11 protein-coding genes are annotated in these 16,026 nt (G+C 62.1%); 6 read left to right on the forward strand and 5 right to left on the reverse strand.

All coding sequences use genetic code 11. From position 1 onward, the window contains the following. Positions 1-11: 11 nt before the first annotated feature. The 3 genes from GSM73_RS08975 to tssB form a co-directional block, all read right to left on the reverse strand. Entirely contained in the window at positions 12-509 is a 498-nt protein-coding gene (locus tag GSM73_RS08975; RefSeq protein WP_047225736.1) for an Hcp family type VI secretion system effector, read from the reverse strand. A gap of 204 nt (positions 510-713) precedes the next feature. Further along, positions 714-2,195: a type VI secretion system contractile sheath large subunit gene (tssC, locus tag GSM73_RS08980; protein WP_047225737.1), complete on the reverse strand. Its 1,482-nt coding sequence runs from the start codon at positions 2,193-2,195 to the stop codon at positions 714-716. Between the two features lie 30 nt (positions 2,196-2,225). Then, complete coding sequence (tssB, locus tag GSM73_RS08985; RefSeq protein WP_047225738.1) at positions 2,226-2,783, reverse strand: type VI secretion system contractile sheath small subunit; 558 nt, start codon at positions 2,781-2,783, stop codon at positions 2,226-2,228. A gap of 223 nt (positions 2,784-3,006) precedes the next feature. On the opposite strand from tssB, the gene GSM73_RS08990 reads away from it, so the two are divergent. From GSM73_RS08990 to tssA, 5 genes are read left to right on the forward strand one after another with little or no spacing between them, the layout of a single operon-like run. Beyond that, entirely contained in the window at positions 3,007-3,468 is a 462-nt protein-coding gene (locus GSM73_RS08990; RefSeq protein WP_160892236.1) for a type VI secretion protein, read from the forward strand. 52 nt (positions 3,469-3,520) lie between these two features. After that, entirely contained in the window at positions 3,521-4,852 is a 1,332-nt protein-coding gene (gene tssK, locus GSM73_RS08995; protein WP_139049925.1) for a type VI secretion system baseplate subunit TssK, read from the forward strand. An 18-nt stretch (positions 4,853-4,870) separates the two neighbouring features. Further along, a complete protein-coding gene (locus GSM73_RS09000; protein ID WP_160892238.1) occupies positions 4,871-5,632 on the forward strand; it encodes a DotU family type IV/VI secretion system protein in 762 nt (253 codons plus the stop codon). Continuing rightward, complete coding sequence (locus tag GSM73_RS09005) at positions 5,629-9,450, forward strand: type VI secretion protein IcmF/TssM N-terminal domain-containing protein (protein WP_160892240.1); 3,822 nt, start codon at positions 5,629-5,631, stop codon at positions 9,448-9,450. Before GSM73_RS09000 ends, GSM73_RS09005 begins: the two co-directional genes overlap by 4 nt. Then, positions 9,447-10,535, forward strand: a complete 1,089-nt coding sequence (tssA, locus tag GSM73_RS09010; protein WP_160892242.1) for a type VI secretion system protein TssA — start codon at positions 9,447-9,449, stop codon at positions 10,533-10,535. The genes GSM73_RS09005 and tssA overlap by 4 nt, the downstream gene beginning before the upstream one ends. Here the strand turns inward: tssA and GSM73_RS09015 are convergent. Further along, positions 10,532-11,485 carry a 2-hydroxyacid dehydrogenase gene (locus GSM73_RS09015; RefSeq protein ID WP_160892244.1) on the reverse strand — a complete coding sequence of 318 codons (954 nt, stop codon included), beginning with the start codon at positions 11,483-11,485 and terminating at the stop codon, positions 10,532-10,534. The two genes, tssA and GSM73_RS09015, sit on opposite strands and share 4 nt — an antisense overlap. 402 nt (positions 11,486-11,887) lie before the next feature. Here GSM73_RS09015 and GSM73_RS09020 point away from each other — a divergent pair, with 402 nt between their 5' ends. After that, positions 11,888-13,168, forward strand: a complete 1,281-nt coding sequence (locus tag GSM73_RS09020) for a serine/threonine transporter (RefSeq protein WP_160892246.1) — start codon at positions 11,888-11,890, stop codon at positions 13,166-13,168. Positions 13,169-13,424: 256 nt separating this feature from the next. Here the strand turns inward: GSM73_RS09020 and acnB are convergent, their stop codons facing one another. After that, complete coding sequence (gene acnB, locus GSM73_RS09025; RefSeq protein ID WP_047225746.1) at positions 13,425-16,025, reverse strand: bifunctional aconitate hydratase 2/2-methylisocitrate dehydratase; 2,601 nt, start codon at positions 16,023-16,025, stop codon at positions 13,425-13,427. Between the last annotated feature and the right edge of the window lies 1 nt (position 16,026).

Consider the following 16,026-nt stretch of genomic DNA (forward strand, 5'->3'; position numbering starts at 1 on the left):
GCGCGGCTTCCTTACTTGGTCATCTTGTTGGCCGCCAGGTCCCACGTCGTGCCCGCCGTGCCTTCCTTGGTGCCATCGTCTTTCTGCGCGGTGAGTTCCCATTTGATCTTGGTGAAGTTCAGCGACAGGGTTTCCACCGGTTTGCCGCCTGTACCGCCACTGACGCTGACGTTGGACAGCACGACGTTGGTCAGGGTGTAGACGATGAACGGCATGATCTGACCGCTGCCTTCGGCAGCGTTGCGACCGATGGTGATGATGGCTTCGGGGATCGGTTTACCGGCGCAGCAATATTCGTTGAGGGTGGGGGTAGAACTGTCGACGAATTTGGTCAGGGTGAATTCGCCGATGTGGGGCCTGCCGGACGTACGTTCCGAGTTGCTGACGTCATTGGTGACTTGCATCGCCACGTTGTGGCTGTAGGACATGACTTCGATTTTGTCCGTGAAACCCTCAAGCAGGCTGTCGCCCTTGATGTCGCCGCCGAGGTCGAGAATGATCGCATCCATTGTGTGGAACTCCTGAATAAGACGAGATGGGGGGGCCAATACCGTTAAAAACGAACGCCGAACCTGTGGCGAGGGGATTTATCCCCGCTGGGGCGCGAAGCGGCCCTAAATCTGACCACCCTAAGTGGACCGCTTAGGGGGCTGCTGCGCAGCCCAGCGGGGATAAATCCCCTCGCACAAGCTCCTCGCCAGAGGTTTCGGCCGTCAGGCCGCTACCGGCGGCGGCAGGGTCGCCACCAGGCGGATCGAAGCAGTCAGCTCCTCCAACTGGAAGTGCGGCCGCAGGAACACCGTGGCCTTGTAGGCCCCTGGCTTGCCCGCCACCTCCGTGACGTCCACCCGCGCTTCGCGCAACGGGTACTGCGCCTTGATCTCTTGCGGCGCGTTGTCGTTGATCAGCACGTAATCGGCGATCCAGTTATTGAGGTAGGTCTGCACGTTGTCGCGGGTCATGAAGCTGCCGACTTTGTCGCGCATGATGACCTTCAGGTAATGGGCGAAACGCGAGGCGGCGAGCACATACGGCAACATCGCCGAGATTCGCGCGTTGGCGTTGGCCTCGTTGGTGTTGTAGAGCTTGGCCTTGTTGGTGGTCTGGCCGCCGAAGAACACTGCCACGTCACTGTTTTTCTTGTGGCACAGGGAAATGAAGCCCAGGTCGTTGAGTTCTTTTTCGCGCCGGTCGGTGATCGCCACTTCGGTCGGGCATTTGAGTGACAGGTCCCCGGAGCTGGTGCGGAAGGTATGGGCCGGCAGGCCTGCTACCGCGCCACCGCCTTCGGCCCCGCGAATCGCTGCGCACCAGCCATATTTGGCGAAGGCTTCGGTGATGCGTTGCGACAGTGCCCAGGCGGCGTTGCCCCACAGGTATTTGCTGTGGTCGGTGCCGTTGACGTCCTCGACGTAGTTGATGCCTTCCACCGGCAGTGTGTCCGGGCCGTAGGGCAGGCGCAGCAGAAAGTGCGGCAGCACCAGGGACACGTAGCGCGAGTCTTCGCTTTCGCGGAACGAGCGCCACTTGATCAACTCCTGGCTTTCGAAAATCTTCGACAGGTCTCGGGGTACGGCCAGCTCGGTGAAGCTGGTCATGTCGAACAATCGGGGGCTGGCGGCGGCAATGAACGGCGCGTGCGCGGCGGCGGCGACGTTCGACAGCTTTTCCAGCAGGCCGATGTCCTGGGGGTGGCGACCAAACGTGTAGTCGCCCACCAGCAGGCTGAACGGATGCCCGCCGAAGGTGCCGTATTCTTCCTCGTAGATCTTCTTGAACAGCGCGCTCTGGTCAAACTCGACGGCTTTTTCCAGATCGTTCTGCAGTTCTTTCTGGGTCACGTTGAGCAAGCGCAGTTTAAGCCGCGTGCTGGTTTCAGTGTTTTGCACCAGCAGATGCAGGCCGCGCCAGGAGGCTTCGAGTTTTTGCAGTTCCGGGTGGTGCAGCACTTCATTGAGCTGGGCGCTGATCAACTGATCGATCTGGCTGATGCGGTCGTTGATCATGGCCACGGTGTCCTTGTCGATGGCCATGCCTTCGTCGAGGACCTGGGTGGCGAATTCGGCCAGCATGTCGCGGGCGTAGTCCTGCTGGCTGTCGTCGTGGGCCATGCGGCCTTCGGCGATGATCTTGTCCAGCAGGGACAGGGTCTGGGTCGTGCTCTCGCTGGTTTGAGCGCTGGATGAAGCAGGCATGGCTTTATCTCCCTTGAGTGATGAGCGCGATCAGGCCTGTGGTTCGGCCGGGGCTGGGTCATCGTTGGCGGCTTCGGTCGGCAGGTCTTGCGCATCCTGAGGGCGGGCTGACTTGATCTCTTGCAGGCCTTCGGTGTTGGCGATCACGTCGCGCAGCAGCTTGTCCAGGTCGTCGTTGCCATCAAGCTTGGTCAGCAGGTCCCGCAGCCGCTGGCGGGCTTCGAACAGTCGGCGCAGGGGCGTGACCTGCTCCACAACCTTGACCGGGTCGAAGTCGTCGATGTGACGGAAGTTGAGTTCGATGTTGAGCTTGCTGTCGTCACCGCTGAGGGTGTTATTCACCTGGAGCGTGGCGCGAGGGGAGATGGAGGCCAGTACCTCGTTGAAATTGTCGCGATCGATTTCGGTGAAGCGCCGCTCGTTGAGCTTGGGCAGCGGGTCCAGTGGTTTGCCCGAGAGGTCGGCCAGAATGCCGACCACCAGTGGCAATTCTTTCTTTTCGATGGCATTGCCGATTTCCACGTCATAGGTGATCTGGACGCGGGGAGGACGGACTCTGTCGAGCTTGTGCTGGGTACTTTCTGCCATGGCGGCCGACTCCGATGCATGTAGGGAGCAATGCATCGGGGGGCCCGCTCATCGCATTCCCTTGCTGATCCGCAGGTTGCAAATGGAGGGCAGTAGACCTGTCATTCCCTTGACGAACCTGGTGCATTCGACTGTGTGGGTCGAACTACCCAAGACGCTAGAACAGGTCTATAAAAATGCAAGCAAAAACAATTTTTGACCGCTGAGAAAAGGAAGATTCATTTTGCGTGTTCTTTTTTCCGGATTTTTTTTGAGCGTCGCGCTCACCGGTTGTTCGCTGTTTGCTCCCAGTGTCGACCTCGACAGTTTGACCCTGGACGTCGCGCCCCGAGCCAATGACGACACACCCATCGCAGTGGATTTTGTCGCCGTGAACGACCCGGATCTGCTCAAGCAGCTTTCGGGAATCAGCGCACGCCAGTGGTTTGCCGAGCGCGAACAGTTCCAGCGCGACTATCGTCAACTCATGTCGGTGTGGGGGCTGGAGCTGGTGCCGGGGCAATTCATCGACCGCCAACCCTTCCCTCTGGAGGGCAGGCGCGCCGCTGGACTTTTGGTCTTCGCCAGCTATAACACTCCCGGAGCCCACCGGCTTCGGCTGGACGATCAGCGTAAGGCCTGGCTGAAGTTCGAAAGTCGTGAGATGACCCTGGTGAACGATGGCCAACTTGCCAGTCAGCCTTGAGTGACCGCGGGCCGCCCAGGGGCGGCGTCATTGGGATGTCGAAGGGAGTCGTATGAGTCTGTTACCTGACGCGGTTTGCTGGCACGAGGGCATGCAGTTGCTGCCCCAGCACTTCCAATTGCAAGGCCTGCGCGCCGAAGCCCTGGCCGCGCATTTTGCCGGCGCCTGCAACCCCTGGTTCTGGGGTGTCAGCCAGCTTGAGGTCGACCCTTCGGCTCTCAGTGCCGGCCAGGTCCGGCTGTTGCAGCTGCAGGGCACCTTGCCGGACGGGTTGCCGGTCAACGTGCAGGCCGGGGTCGGGCCGACCCTGGAGCTGGACATCACCGAAGCGGTGAACAAGACCGACGACGCGACGGTGACCGTGTACCTGGCCATCAGTCCGCTCTGGCGCGCCGGGCAATTACTGCCGCTCAAGGGCCGGCTGCAATCGGTAGTGGGTGACGCCTTGCCGGACCTCACCAGCGGCGAGTTCCCCGAGTCCATCACGGTGTGGCGGCCGAACCCTCGGCTGTGCACACAACTGAGCAAGGCCGACTCGATCTGCCTGCCGCTGTTGCGCATCCGCAAGGAGGGCGGCGGTTTCCTGCGGGTGGCCTACACACCGCCGACGCCGATCCTGTTGCCGGAATCAATTCTTGGTCGGCGAGTGGCCGGGCTGTGTGCCAGGGCTCGGGAGAAATGCCTGTTCCTGGCCGGGCGCCTGCGTCAGGCCCAAGCGGCCGGTAACCAGGACGATGCCATGGAGATTCGCCGTCAATTGACTGCGTTGTGGGCGCGTTTGCCGGAAGTCGAAGGCGCGCTGAACACTCGGGTGGCGACACCCCAGGCCTTGCATGGTCTGCTGTTGGGGCTGGCCGGCAGCTGGGCGGCGCTCGATCCGCTGGCCGGTGTCCCGGCCTTTGCGCCATTGGATTTTCTTGAGTTGCAACGCGGCTATGAGCCGCTGCTGGACTGGCTGGAAAACACCCTGGAGCTGGTCCGCGCCGGTTATCGCAGCCTGGCCTTCGAGCGCGATGACCAGGTGTTCTCGATCCAGTTGCCCGACGACCAGCCGAACCAGCGCCTGGTGATCGGCCTGCGTATGCCCAACGGCGCCAGTGAGCAAGCCGCGGCCGAGTGGTTGCGCGGGGCGATCATCGCGTCGGCGCCGCACATCCCGTTGTTGAGTCGCCAACGCATGAGCGGTCTGCCCCATCAGGCCATGAGCCGCAACGAACAGGTGGCCTACAGCGTGGGTGACGACACCCGGTTGTTCGTGGTGGCCGCCAGCGGGCAATGGTTCGATGGGCAATTGCCGTTGCACATCGTAGCGCCGGCCTCGCATCAGGCCAGCAGTCCGTGGCAAGTGGTGTTGTTTGTGGCGCAAGCCGGTGAAAGCGCCTGATCGTAAAAGGGGAGTCGTATGCCTGACGGAAGTGGCGGGGCGGTTCGGAGTCTGCATGAGGCACCGCTGAGCAGTGCGTTTCGTCAGGCTTGGCTGAAGTGGTCCCAGGACTGGCAGGACCTGCCCAAGGACAGCGACCCCGCGGTATTGGTCAGCCGGGTGGTGGAGTTTTCCGGTCGAAGCGCCCAGCGGTTGTGGCGGGTGGCCTTTGCCACCGTGGGCGATGCGGCCACCGAGCAGGTCAAGGCATTGGTCTACGCCTTCGTGGCGCTGGTGGACGAGACCTTGCTGTTCACCCCATGGCCGGGACAACTGGCCTGGCAGCAGCATCCCCTCGAGTCGCGCATGTACTCCAGCCGTCAGGCCGGCGAACGGTTGCCGGCTGCCATCAAGAAACTGCTCGATGAGCAGATGCCCGGCACCCGGGACCTGGCCAACGTGTACCTGCAGTGTCTGATTCTCGGTTTTCAGGGCCGATTGCGGGGCGAGCCCGGTCAGGTCCAGCACGAAAAATGGCGGGTGGCGCTGTTCACGTTCGCCTGGCAGCACGAGCCCGATTATGTCGATGTCAGCCAGCGCCTGGCGATGTCTGCGGCGGCCACACCGATACGTGTCCCGGCTCAACAGTCGTTGCCGGACGGTTTGCGCCTGGGCCTGGTGATCCTGGCGATGGTGTTGCTGCTGACCGGGTTGGGGCAGGTGTTCTGGCGTGACATCCAATCAGAGCTTGAACCGGTGCTGCAACTGAACGAGTCGGTGGTTCAGGAGCAGGACTCATGAGCCTCTTGAGCATCGTCGCCCTGGTGTTGCTCGCCATTGTCGCGGTGCTGCTGATTGCGGCGGCGATCTGGTGGCTGCGCACCCAGGGCGGCGCGGCTATCCGCAGCTTCTATGGCGCGGTGCGCCACATGGAGCAGGAGCAAGGCACTCGGGACCGCTATCAGATGCCCTGGTTGTTGATGCTGGGCAACGAGGCCGATGGCGCGCAGTTGTGCGCCCAGTGGCGTTTGCAGCCGACAGACAAGGCGGCGTGGTTCGGCCGCTGGTGGTCGGATGCCGAAGGCGCGGTGCTGGTGGTGCCCCAGGCGCTGTTTTTGCCCGATGAGGGCATGAACATGCAGCGGGGCAACTGGTGGCGCCTGTTGGGATTGATTCTGCGCCTGCGCAGCAGACGGCCGCTGGATGCGGTGATCTGGACTGTGCCGTTCGGCAAGCTCGATGACATCGAGCAGACGACCGAGCTGAGTCTCAAGGTCCGGCGCTGTTTCATCGACCTCTTGCAACGGTTCGGTCTGAGCTTGCCGGTGTACGTGGTGATCACCGGGATGGAAGAACTGCCGGGGTTCCAGGAACTGGTCAGCGCCTTGCCCGCCCAGGCGCGGGAATCGACGCTGGGCTGGTCGTCGCCATATTCGCCCGAGGCGGCGTGGCAATCGCAATGGAGCGATCAGGCGCTGGATCAGGTCAACGCCGCATTGTCCCAGTCGATCATCGAAATCGGCGCGCTGTCGGGGCAGTTGAGCAGCGATCTGTATGGGTTGCCGGAGCGTTTCGAAGGGTTGCGGCGCGCCATGCAGCTGCTGCTGGAACCGGTTTTCCAGGGCAACGCGCAAGGCGAGGCACCGCGCTTTCGTGGCGTGTATTTCACCGCCAGCCAGGCGCCGGCCGTCACCGGCGATGGGTTGACCGCCAGCGACAGCGTTTTGCGCCAGACGGTGTTCGCTCGGCAATTGTGGTCGCGCCGGCTGGTGGCCGAGCGGGGCCTGGCCCAGCCGGTGCCACGCCTGCTGCGCTTGCGCCAGCGCTGGCATCGGCTGGGCGGTGGGGTGGCGCTGGTGGTCGGCGTGGTCTGGCTGGGGAGCATGGTCTGGGTCTGGCACGATTCGGTCGAGCAAGCCGAGGGCTTGTCGCGGTTGGTCCTCAGCGCGCACAAAAACCATGTCGTGGTCGACCCCGACAAGCCGCAATTGGAGCCGACTCGGCACAACGTGCAGAACTACTGGAACGTGCTGGAAAAAGCCCCGCGCTGGCGTTTCGTCTCGGTGGTGTTTCCGACTTCCTGGTTCTCCGCCGTGGACGTACAACTGGACAACGGCTTGCGCATGACCGCCCGCCATCATTGGATATTGCCGCTGCGTGACCTGCTGGTCTCGGACCTCGAACAACTCAAGGGCATCCGCAATACCGAGCGGCGCGGCAACGTGGAAAGCGAAGATCCGGCGCAATGGCAAAGTTACGTGAAAGCCAAGGACCTGGTTGAGCGTGCGGTGCGCCTGGAACAGCACAACCAGATGTTCAGCCAGGCGGTGAACAACCCCAAGGCACCGTTGGACGAGCTGGTGCAACTGAGCAACAACGCCCTGTCGTTGAACCTCAACACCGGGACCTTGAGCCGGGCGCGTTTTTACAATCGGGTGCTGTTCGATGCCCAGAATAGCGATTTGAAAGGCCTGGACCTGAACGCCGCGCGCCCGGTGATTGCCGATAACTTCATGGGCCTGATGCAGCGCTGGCTGGATCATTACTTTCTGGCGGACAACTTCGTGCGTCAGGCCGGTTACCTGAAGCTGCATCTACAACGGCTTGAGGCCGGCGGCGGCAACTCCTTGAGCGAACTCGAAGAGCTGATGGCGTTGGTCGATGACCTGCAAAGGCTCGTCAGCCTGACCAACTCGGCCTGGGGCCGCGGTAAGGGGCAGGACCTGGTGCCCGGTTACACCCAGTTGATGGACAAGGTGGGCCACAGCACGCTGCTGGGGCCGGATCTTGAGCAGGATCTGCAGAGCCAGGCGGCAAAATTGCAGCAGAGCTTTCGCGACCAGTGGATCGTCCAGACCGGTTCCAGGGACAATCTGTTGGTCCAGCAGGGCAGCGGTTTGCTGGTGTTGCAGGAGCATGTCACGGCGCTGGACGGCGCGGTACAAGCGCTGTTCAAGCGTGACTTCGTGGCATTGGCCATGCAGAAGGCGCCGTCGGACAGTAACGCCGACTCGATGGGCCGGGGTGACAGCGACGATTTCAGCGTTGCCTTGAACTACTTCGCCAGCTACCAGAGCTACGCCAATGAAGAACTGCCGCGCATCCCGCCGGATTATCGTGGGGCGCTGATGGAGGCTGCTGAAAGCGCGGCGGCGCGGGCCATGTGGCTGAGTCTGGATGACAGCGAGCAACCGCTACCGGGCATGAGTTTCAATGTGCAGACCTCCCAGGCCGTTGCCCTGCAAAAAGCTTTCATGGATGTGAAGCGCAGCGATCTGGCGATTCGTTTTCAGCGCCTGCTCAACCGCCGCGCGTTGGCGCAGATCCAGAGCGGCCTGAACGAAATCGACGCCCAGCCACTGTTCACCCAACGTGCCGATGTCCAGCGTTGGGACGGCTCGAAGAACTTCGGCTTGCAGTTGTACGGCGCCACTGATCCTCAGGACTTGAAGCTGAACCTCAACCAGCAGTTCGGCGCCATGCTACAGATCGCCGAGCATCGTATGCCTGCGCTGGAATGGCTGATTGTCCAGCAGGACAACCTGTCGGCCCTGGAGCATGATCAGGTCGCCCGGTTCATGGCGCTCAACGACGAACTGCTCAAATACAAGAACCAGAACCCGGCCAGTGCGGCTGCCCAACTGGAGCAATTGGTAAGCCGCGATTTCATCGAAATGGACACCACGTCCTGCGCGCAAATACTGCAAACGTCCAGCCTGCCCGGCGGACGTGGCGACCTGGCCGTGCGCACCGTTACGCTGCAACAAAGTGCCTTGCAGCGCTGCCTGTATCTACAACAGAACCAGGCGGCGACCGCCTGGAATGACCTGGCCAATTATTTCAATCAGTACCTGGCCGGGCGCTTTCCGTTTTCCCAGGACGTGCGGGCCAGCGATGCCGACCCGGCGCGGGTCCAGCGCCTGCTGGAGCTGATCGACACGCGGCTGCCTCAGGCACAGGCCGGACTGGCGTTGAGCCGGACGCCGGAGCGATTGGCGGCGGAGGATTTTCTCAACCGTTTGAAACAGGCCGGTGCCTGGCTCGGGCCGCTGTTCGTGCGGGACAAGAGTGGCTTGCTCGGCGTGGAAATGGACGTGCGCTGGCGAACCGATCGCGAGCAGGAACGCGGCGCGGATCAGGTGATCGCCTGGGGGCTGAACGCCGGCAACCAACAGATCAGTTACCCAGGTGAAACCGGGCAGAACCTGCGCTGGATGGTCGGGCAACCGGTGAGTTTGACCCTGCGCTGGGCCCGTAACGGTTACCAGCGTCCGGCCAACGACCCCTTGCAACCCGACCTGGTGGTGCGCGATCTGGAAGCCGGCTGGGAGTATCAGGGGCCGTGGGCGTTGCTGCGCCTGATGCGCTCACTGGTGTCGAGCCAGCGCCAGCCGAACGCCGACTACACCGACTTCCCGCTGACCCTGCAACTGCCCGTGACGGCCCAGACCCAGGCGACCACGGCGCAACAGACCCAGATGTTCCTGCGTTTGTCGCTGATGAGCCAGGGTTCGAAGCTGCCGCTGTCGATTGCGCCGCTGCCGACCCAGGCCCCCCGTTCACCTTTCATGGCGACCTCATCGAGCACCGCCATCGCAACCCGCGAGGAGGGCTTGTGAGTTTGCCGATATCCCCTTTGCCCGAACTCATCCCCCGGTTGCTTGAGCCGATCAGCGCCGAATCGCCCTGTGGCCAGGATCTGCGCTACGAGCCGGAGTTCGACCAGTTGCGCGAGTTGCGCCGGGAGGACGACACCAGCCTGCCCACAGGTGTGTGGCAATCGTCGATCAAGCGTGCCCAATGGCCGGAACTGGAAAGACTCGCCACTGCGTTGCTGCTCGAGCGCAGCAAGGATTTGATGATCAGCGCGTGGCTGGGGGAGGCCTGGTTACACCTGACCGGGCTGGAAGGACTGCCGGGCAGCCTGGCGTTGGTGGCGGGTCTGTGTGAGCGTTACCCCGAGCAACTGTATCCCCGGGCCGATGACGGTGACCCGTCGTGGCGGGTCATTCCGCTGGAGTGGCTGGCCCGTCGCTACAGCGAAGTGTTACTGACACGGGTGCCCTTGTTCGATGGCCGGGACCCTGATTTCGACGGTTTCTGCCTGGCCGACTGGCAACGCTTGCAGCGCCAGCAGGTGTTGGTCAACGACAGTAAAAACGCCAAGGCCTCGGCGGAAGCGGCGCGCAACGACCAGAAAAAACTCAGCGAACTGATTCGCACCACGCCATTGTCGTTCTGGCTGCATCGCCAGGGCAGCCTGATGCTGAGCCTGCAGCACCTGCAACGGCTCGAAGCCTGGAGTGATGCCTACCTGGGCGATCAGGCCCCAGGCTATTCCTCCCTGCAGGACGTGATACAGGCCTTGCTGACATTGATAGAGGAGTTCATTGCGATGAACCCACAGCAACCCACCGTCGTGCCGGCGCAAGCACCACCGCCGGTGACGCCGCAAACCGCCCCAGCGCAGGTGGGCGCCGCGGCAACCCTGGCTTTTCAGGAGCCGGCCAGCCGCGAGGAAGCCTATCGCCAGTTGCTGGTCATCGCCGGCTACCTGGCTCGCACCGAACCCCACAGTCCGGTGCCCTATTTGATCCGGCGCGGCGTGGAGTGGGGCAACAAACCGTTGAACGAGCTGCTGGGCGAACTGATCAGTGCCGATGCCGAATCCCGGCGCGTGTGGACGCTATTGGGCGTTCTCTAACGCTCCTCGTCGGGCAAGCGCACCGGCGTCAGTACCGGTTTGCCGGAAAAGAACGCGGTCAGGTTCTGGCCCACCAACTCCACCATAGCGCGGGTGGCTTCCGGCGACAGGCCTGCCACGTGGGGTGTGAGGACGACGTTGGGCAGGTTCTTCAGCGCCTGCGGCACTTCGGGCTCGTGATCGAACACATCCAGGGCCGCTCCGGCAATTCGCCGTTGTTCCAGGGCGCTGATCAGATCGGCGGTGGAAACCACGCTGGCCCTGGCGACGTTCACCAGAAATCCTTTTGGACCGAGCGCATCCAGGCTCTGCTTGTTTATCAACTGCCGGGTATCCAGGCCGCCTGGCGTGGCGACGATCAGGAAGTCCGAGACCCGCGCCAGTTCCGTGGGCGTGGCGCAGAAGGTGTAGGGCACGTCGTTGCGTACCCGGCGATTGTGATAGCTGACACTCATGTCAAAGCCCAGGGCGGCCCGTTTGGCGATCGCCATGCCCACCGCGCCAAGGCCCAACACGCCCAGCCGCTTACCGGCCAGGGAAGGGCGCGCGCTCCTCGGCCATTCGCCCCGTCGCAGGGCGGCATCGCAATGGGGGATATCGCGCACCAACGCCAGCAACAGCGCCATGGCATGGTCGGCTACCGACGACGCATTGACCCCGGCGCCATTGGTCACCACGATGCCGCGCTGATGGGCGGCCTGCAGGTCCACCTGCTCGTAGCCGGCGCCGATCACGCAGATGATTTTCAGGTTGGGCAGGGCGGCAATTTCCTCGGCCGTCAAACCCAGGGGACCGCGGGTCAGAACCGCGCTGAACCGTTCTCCATGTTCGTAAATCGCCGTCTTGCGCTCGGCAGGCGTTGGCGCCAACTCCAAGTGATAGCCCTGACGCTCAAGAATCGGCAGGTATTCGTTGACGGTTTCAACCAGTACAAGAACGGTTGCGGTCATGCTGTGCTCCTGTGGGCAATAGGACTGACGAAAAACCTGTGGGAGCGAGCCTGCTCGCGATAGCGGTGTCTCAGGAAATACCATGGCTGGCTGTTCCATCGCTATCGCGAGCAGGCTCGCTCCCACAGGGTTTTGTGCATTATGGCTTATCCTGCGCTGGTAACTGTTTCATCTGTTCTGAGTGTAGGAGTTGGCGCAAAAAGGCGATAGGTCGGCGGCTTCATTCCCCGGCGTTATTTGCCGCAGATGCACCGTCCTCACAACCGCTCCTCAGCTAAGTCTTTGCTTCTGCTCGTTAATCCCGGACAATCGCGCCCCTGTTTCGGCCAGGGCGCTGCCTGTCGGGGTTTTCCGACTCGTCCTGGTCGGGTGCATGTGACCGGAATGCGGAGATCCGACCGGATGAATGATCAGGCCACTAGCGTCGAAGAACGCTTTGAAACGACAGCCCCAGCTACGCTCAGCCAGTGGGGGCGGCATGACACTACTTGGATGTTGGGCCTGTTTGGCACCGCTATCGGTGCAGGTACTTTGTTTTTGCCCATCAACGCCGGCCTCGGCGGTTTCTGGCCGTTGTTGATCCTGGCGTTGCTAGCCTTTCCCATGACGTTCTACGCCCACCGGGGGCTGACCCGTTTCGTGTTGTCCGGCCGTGAAGGCGCGGACATCACTGACGTGGTGGAGGAGCATTTCGGTATCAAGGCCGGTGCACTGATCACGTTGCTGTACTTCTTTGCAATTTTCCCGATCCTGCTGATCTACAGCGTGGCGCTGACCAATACGGTGGGCAGCTTCCTGGAGCATCAACTGCATATCCAGCCGCCACCTCGGGTGGTGCTGTCGCTGGTGTTGATTCTGGGTTTGCTGGCAGTGGTGCGATGCGGGGAGCAGGCGATCGTCAAGGCCATGAGCCTGATGGTCTATCCGTTTATCGTAGCGTTGCTGTTCCTGGCGGTGTTTCTGATCCCGCACTGGAACGGTGGCATCCTGACCACAGCGTCCACGCTGCCTGAACCTTCGGCGCTGCTGCATACCTTGTGGCTGGCGATTCCGGTGATGGTGTTCTCGTTCAACCACTCGCCGATCATCTCGGCGTTTGCGGTGGATCAGAAGCGTCGCCATGGCGATAACGCCGAAGTGCGCAGCTCGCAGATCCTCTCGCGCGCCCATGTGCTGATGGTGGTGATGGTGCTGTTCTTTGTGTTCAGTTGTGTTTTGACGCTTTCCCCGTCGCAACTGGCCGAGGCCAAGGCGCAGAATCTGTCGATCCTGTCGTACCTGGCCAACCACTTCAGCAATCCGACCATCGCTTTTGCCGCGCCATTGATTGCGTTCGTGGCGATCTCCAAGTCCTTCCTGGGGCATTACATTGGCGCCAGCGAAGGCCTCAAGGGCCTGATCGTCAAGAGCGGTCGACGTCCGGCGGCAAAGACCCTGAACCGTCTGACCGCAGCGTTCATGCTGGTAGTGTGCTGGATCGTCGCCACCCTTAACCCGAGCATCCTGGGCATGATCGAAACCCTGGGCGGCCCGGTAATCGCGGCGATCCTGTTCCTGATGCCGATGTACGCCATCCAAAAGGTCCCGGCCATGGCCCGTTACCGCGGCCAGGCGTCCAATGTGTTCGTGACGCTGGTAGGGGTGGTGGCAATTACCGCGCTGGTCTATTCCCTGACATCCTGACCGGATTCCCTGTGGGAGCGAGCGCGCTCGCGAAAGCGGTGGGTCAGCTTGCATTGATGTTGGATGTGCTGCCGTCTTCGCGAGCAGGCTCGCTCCCACATGGAGTCTTGGGTGTTCATAGATTCGTCATTCACCACAAGTCTCTGTGGGAGCGAGCCTGCTCGCGATGGCGTCAGTTCAGGTTGCATCGAAAACAGGCATAAAAAAACGCCGCCCCTCGCAAGAAGGGCGGCGTTTTTAGTCGAGCGTTGAAGCCTTAGGCTTGAACGACCGGGATGTTGGCATTGGCAGCCGCTTCACGGAACTCGGCGATCTGGTCGAAGCTCAGGTAGCGGTACACGTCCGCTGCCATGCTGTCGATCTTGCCGGCGTATTCCATGTACTCCTCGACGGTCGGCAGGCGACCCAGGATAGACGCCACGGATGCCAGTTCGGCCGAAGCCAGGTAGACATTCGCGCCGTCGCCCAGACGGTTCGGGAAGTTACGGGTCGAAGTCGATACCACAGTGGAGTTCGGTTCCACGCGTGCCTGGTTACCCATGCACAGCGAGCAGCCTGGCATTTCCATCCGTGCACCGGCCTTGCCGTAGATGCCGTAGTAGCCTTCTTCGGTGAGCTGGTGAGCGTCCATCTTGGTCGGCGGCGAGAGCCACAGACGGGTTGGCAACTGACCCTTGACCTGTTCCAGCAACTTACCGGCAGCGCGGAAGTGGCCGATGTTGGTCATGCACGAACCGATGAACACTTCGTCGATCTTCTGCCCAGCGACGCTGGAGAGCAGGCGGGCATCGTCCGGGTCGTTCGGCGCGCAGAGCACAGGCTCCTTGACGTCGGCCAGGTCGATCTCGATGACTTCGGCGTATTCGGCGTCCTTGTCGGCTTCCAGCAGTTCCGGGTTGGCCAGCCAGGCTTCCATCGCCTGGGCACGACGCTCCAGGGTGCGGGCATCGCCGTAGCCTTCGCCGATCATCCAGCGCAGCAGGGTGATGTTCGATTGCAGGTATTCGGCAATCGATTCCTTGGACAGCTTGATGGTGCAACCGGCAGCCGAACGTTCGGCCGAGGCGTCGGACAGTTCGAACGCTTGCTCGACGGTCAGGGTTTCCAGGCCTTCGATTTCCAGGATGCGGCCGGAGAAGGCGTTCTTCTTGCCTTTCTTCTCGACGGTCAACAGACCTTTCTGGATCGCGTAGTAAGGGATGGCGTGAACCAGGTCACGCAGGGTGACGCCTGGTTGCAGCTTGCCCTTGAAGCGAACCAGGATCGATTCCGGCATGTCCAGCGGCATGACGCCAGTGGCGGCGGCGAACGCCACCAGGCCAGAACCGGCCGGGAACGAGATACCGATCGGGAAACGGGTGTGGGAGTCGCCACCGGTGCCGACGGTGTCCGGCAGCAGCATGCGGTTCAGCCAGCTGTGGATGATGCCGTCGCCCGGACGCAGGGACACGCCGCCACGGGTCATGATGAAGTCAGGCAGGGTGTGGTGGGTGGTCACGTCGATCGGCTTTGGATAGGCCGCGGTGTGGCAGAAGGACTGCATCACCAGATCGGTCGAGAAGCCCAGGCACGCCAGGTCTTTCAATTCGTCGCGGGTCATCGGGCCAGTGGTGTCCTGGGAACCCACGGTGGTCATCTTCGGCTCGCAGTAGGTGCCCGGACGAACGCCGGTCACGCCGCAGGCCTTGCCGACCATTTTCTGCGCCAGGGTGAAACCCTTGGTGCTTTCGGCCGGGGCTTCCGGCTTCTTGAACAGGTCCGAAGCGGGCAGGCCCAGCTCGGCACGTGCCTTCTCGGTCAGGCCGCGACCGATGATCAGCGGGATACGGCCGCCGGCACGCACTTCGTCCAACAGGACCGGGGTCTTCATTTCGAAGGTGGCCAGGACTTCATCAGTGCCGTGCTTGCAGACTTTGCCAGCATGCGGGTACAGGTCGATCACGTCGCCCATGTGCATGTTGGACACATCGAATTCGATCGGCAGGGCGCCGGCGTCTTCCATGGTGTTGTAGAAAATCGGGGCGATCTTGCTGCCGAAGCAGAAACCACCGGCGCGCTTGTTCGGCACGTAAGGCACGTCGTCACCGAAGAACCACAGCACCGAGTTGGTGGCTGATTTACGTGACGAACCGGTACCGACCACGTCACCGACGTAGGCGATCGGGAAGCCCTGGCCGCGCATCTCTTCGATCTGCTTCATCGGGCCGGTCTTGCCTTGTTCATCCGGCACGATACCGTCACGGGCCATTTTCAGCATGGCCAGGGCGTGCAGTGGGATGTCCGGGCGGGACCAGGCGTCAGGAGCCGGGGAGAGGTCGTCGGTGTTGGTTTCGCCGGTAACCTTGAACACCCGAAGGCTGATCTTGTCGGCCAGCACGGGGCGGTTCTTGAACCACTCGCCGTCGGCCCAGGATTGCAGCACGCCCTTGGCGTGAACGTTGCCATTGCGGGCTTTTTCAGCCACGTCGTGGAAGGCATCGAACATCAGCAGTGTGTGCTTGAGTTCTTCGGCGGCTACGGGCGCCAGTTCGGCGTCGTCCAGCAGGTCCACCAGGGTCACGATGTTGTAGCCGCCCTGCATGGTGCCGAGCAGTTCAACGGCGCGCTTCTTGTCCAGCAGAGGGGATTGGGCTTCGCCTTTGGCCAGGGCGGACAGGAAACCGGCCTTCACGTAGGCGGCTTCGTCGACTCCAGGCGGAACGCGATTGGTGATCAGGTCAACGAGGAAAGCTTCTTCGCCAGCCGGAGGATTCTTCAGCAGCTCGATCAGGCCTGCGGTTTGTTCGGCGTTAAGCGGCTGGGGAACGATACCCAGTGCTGCACGCTCTTCGATATGTTTGCGGTAGGCTTCAAGCACA

It is taken from the genome of Pseudomonas sp. PICF6, from assembly GCF_009831705.1.
Lineage (GTDB): Bacteria > Pseudomonadota > Gammaproteobacteria > Pseudomonadales > Pseudomonadaceae > Aquipseudomonas > Aquipseudomonas rhizophila.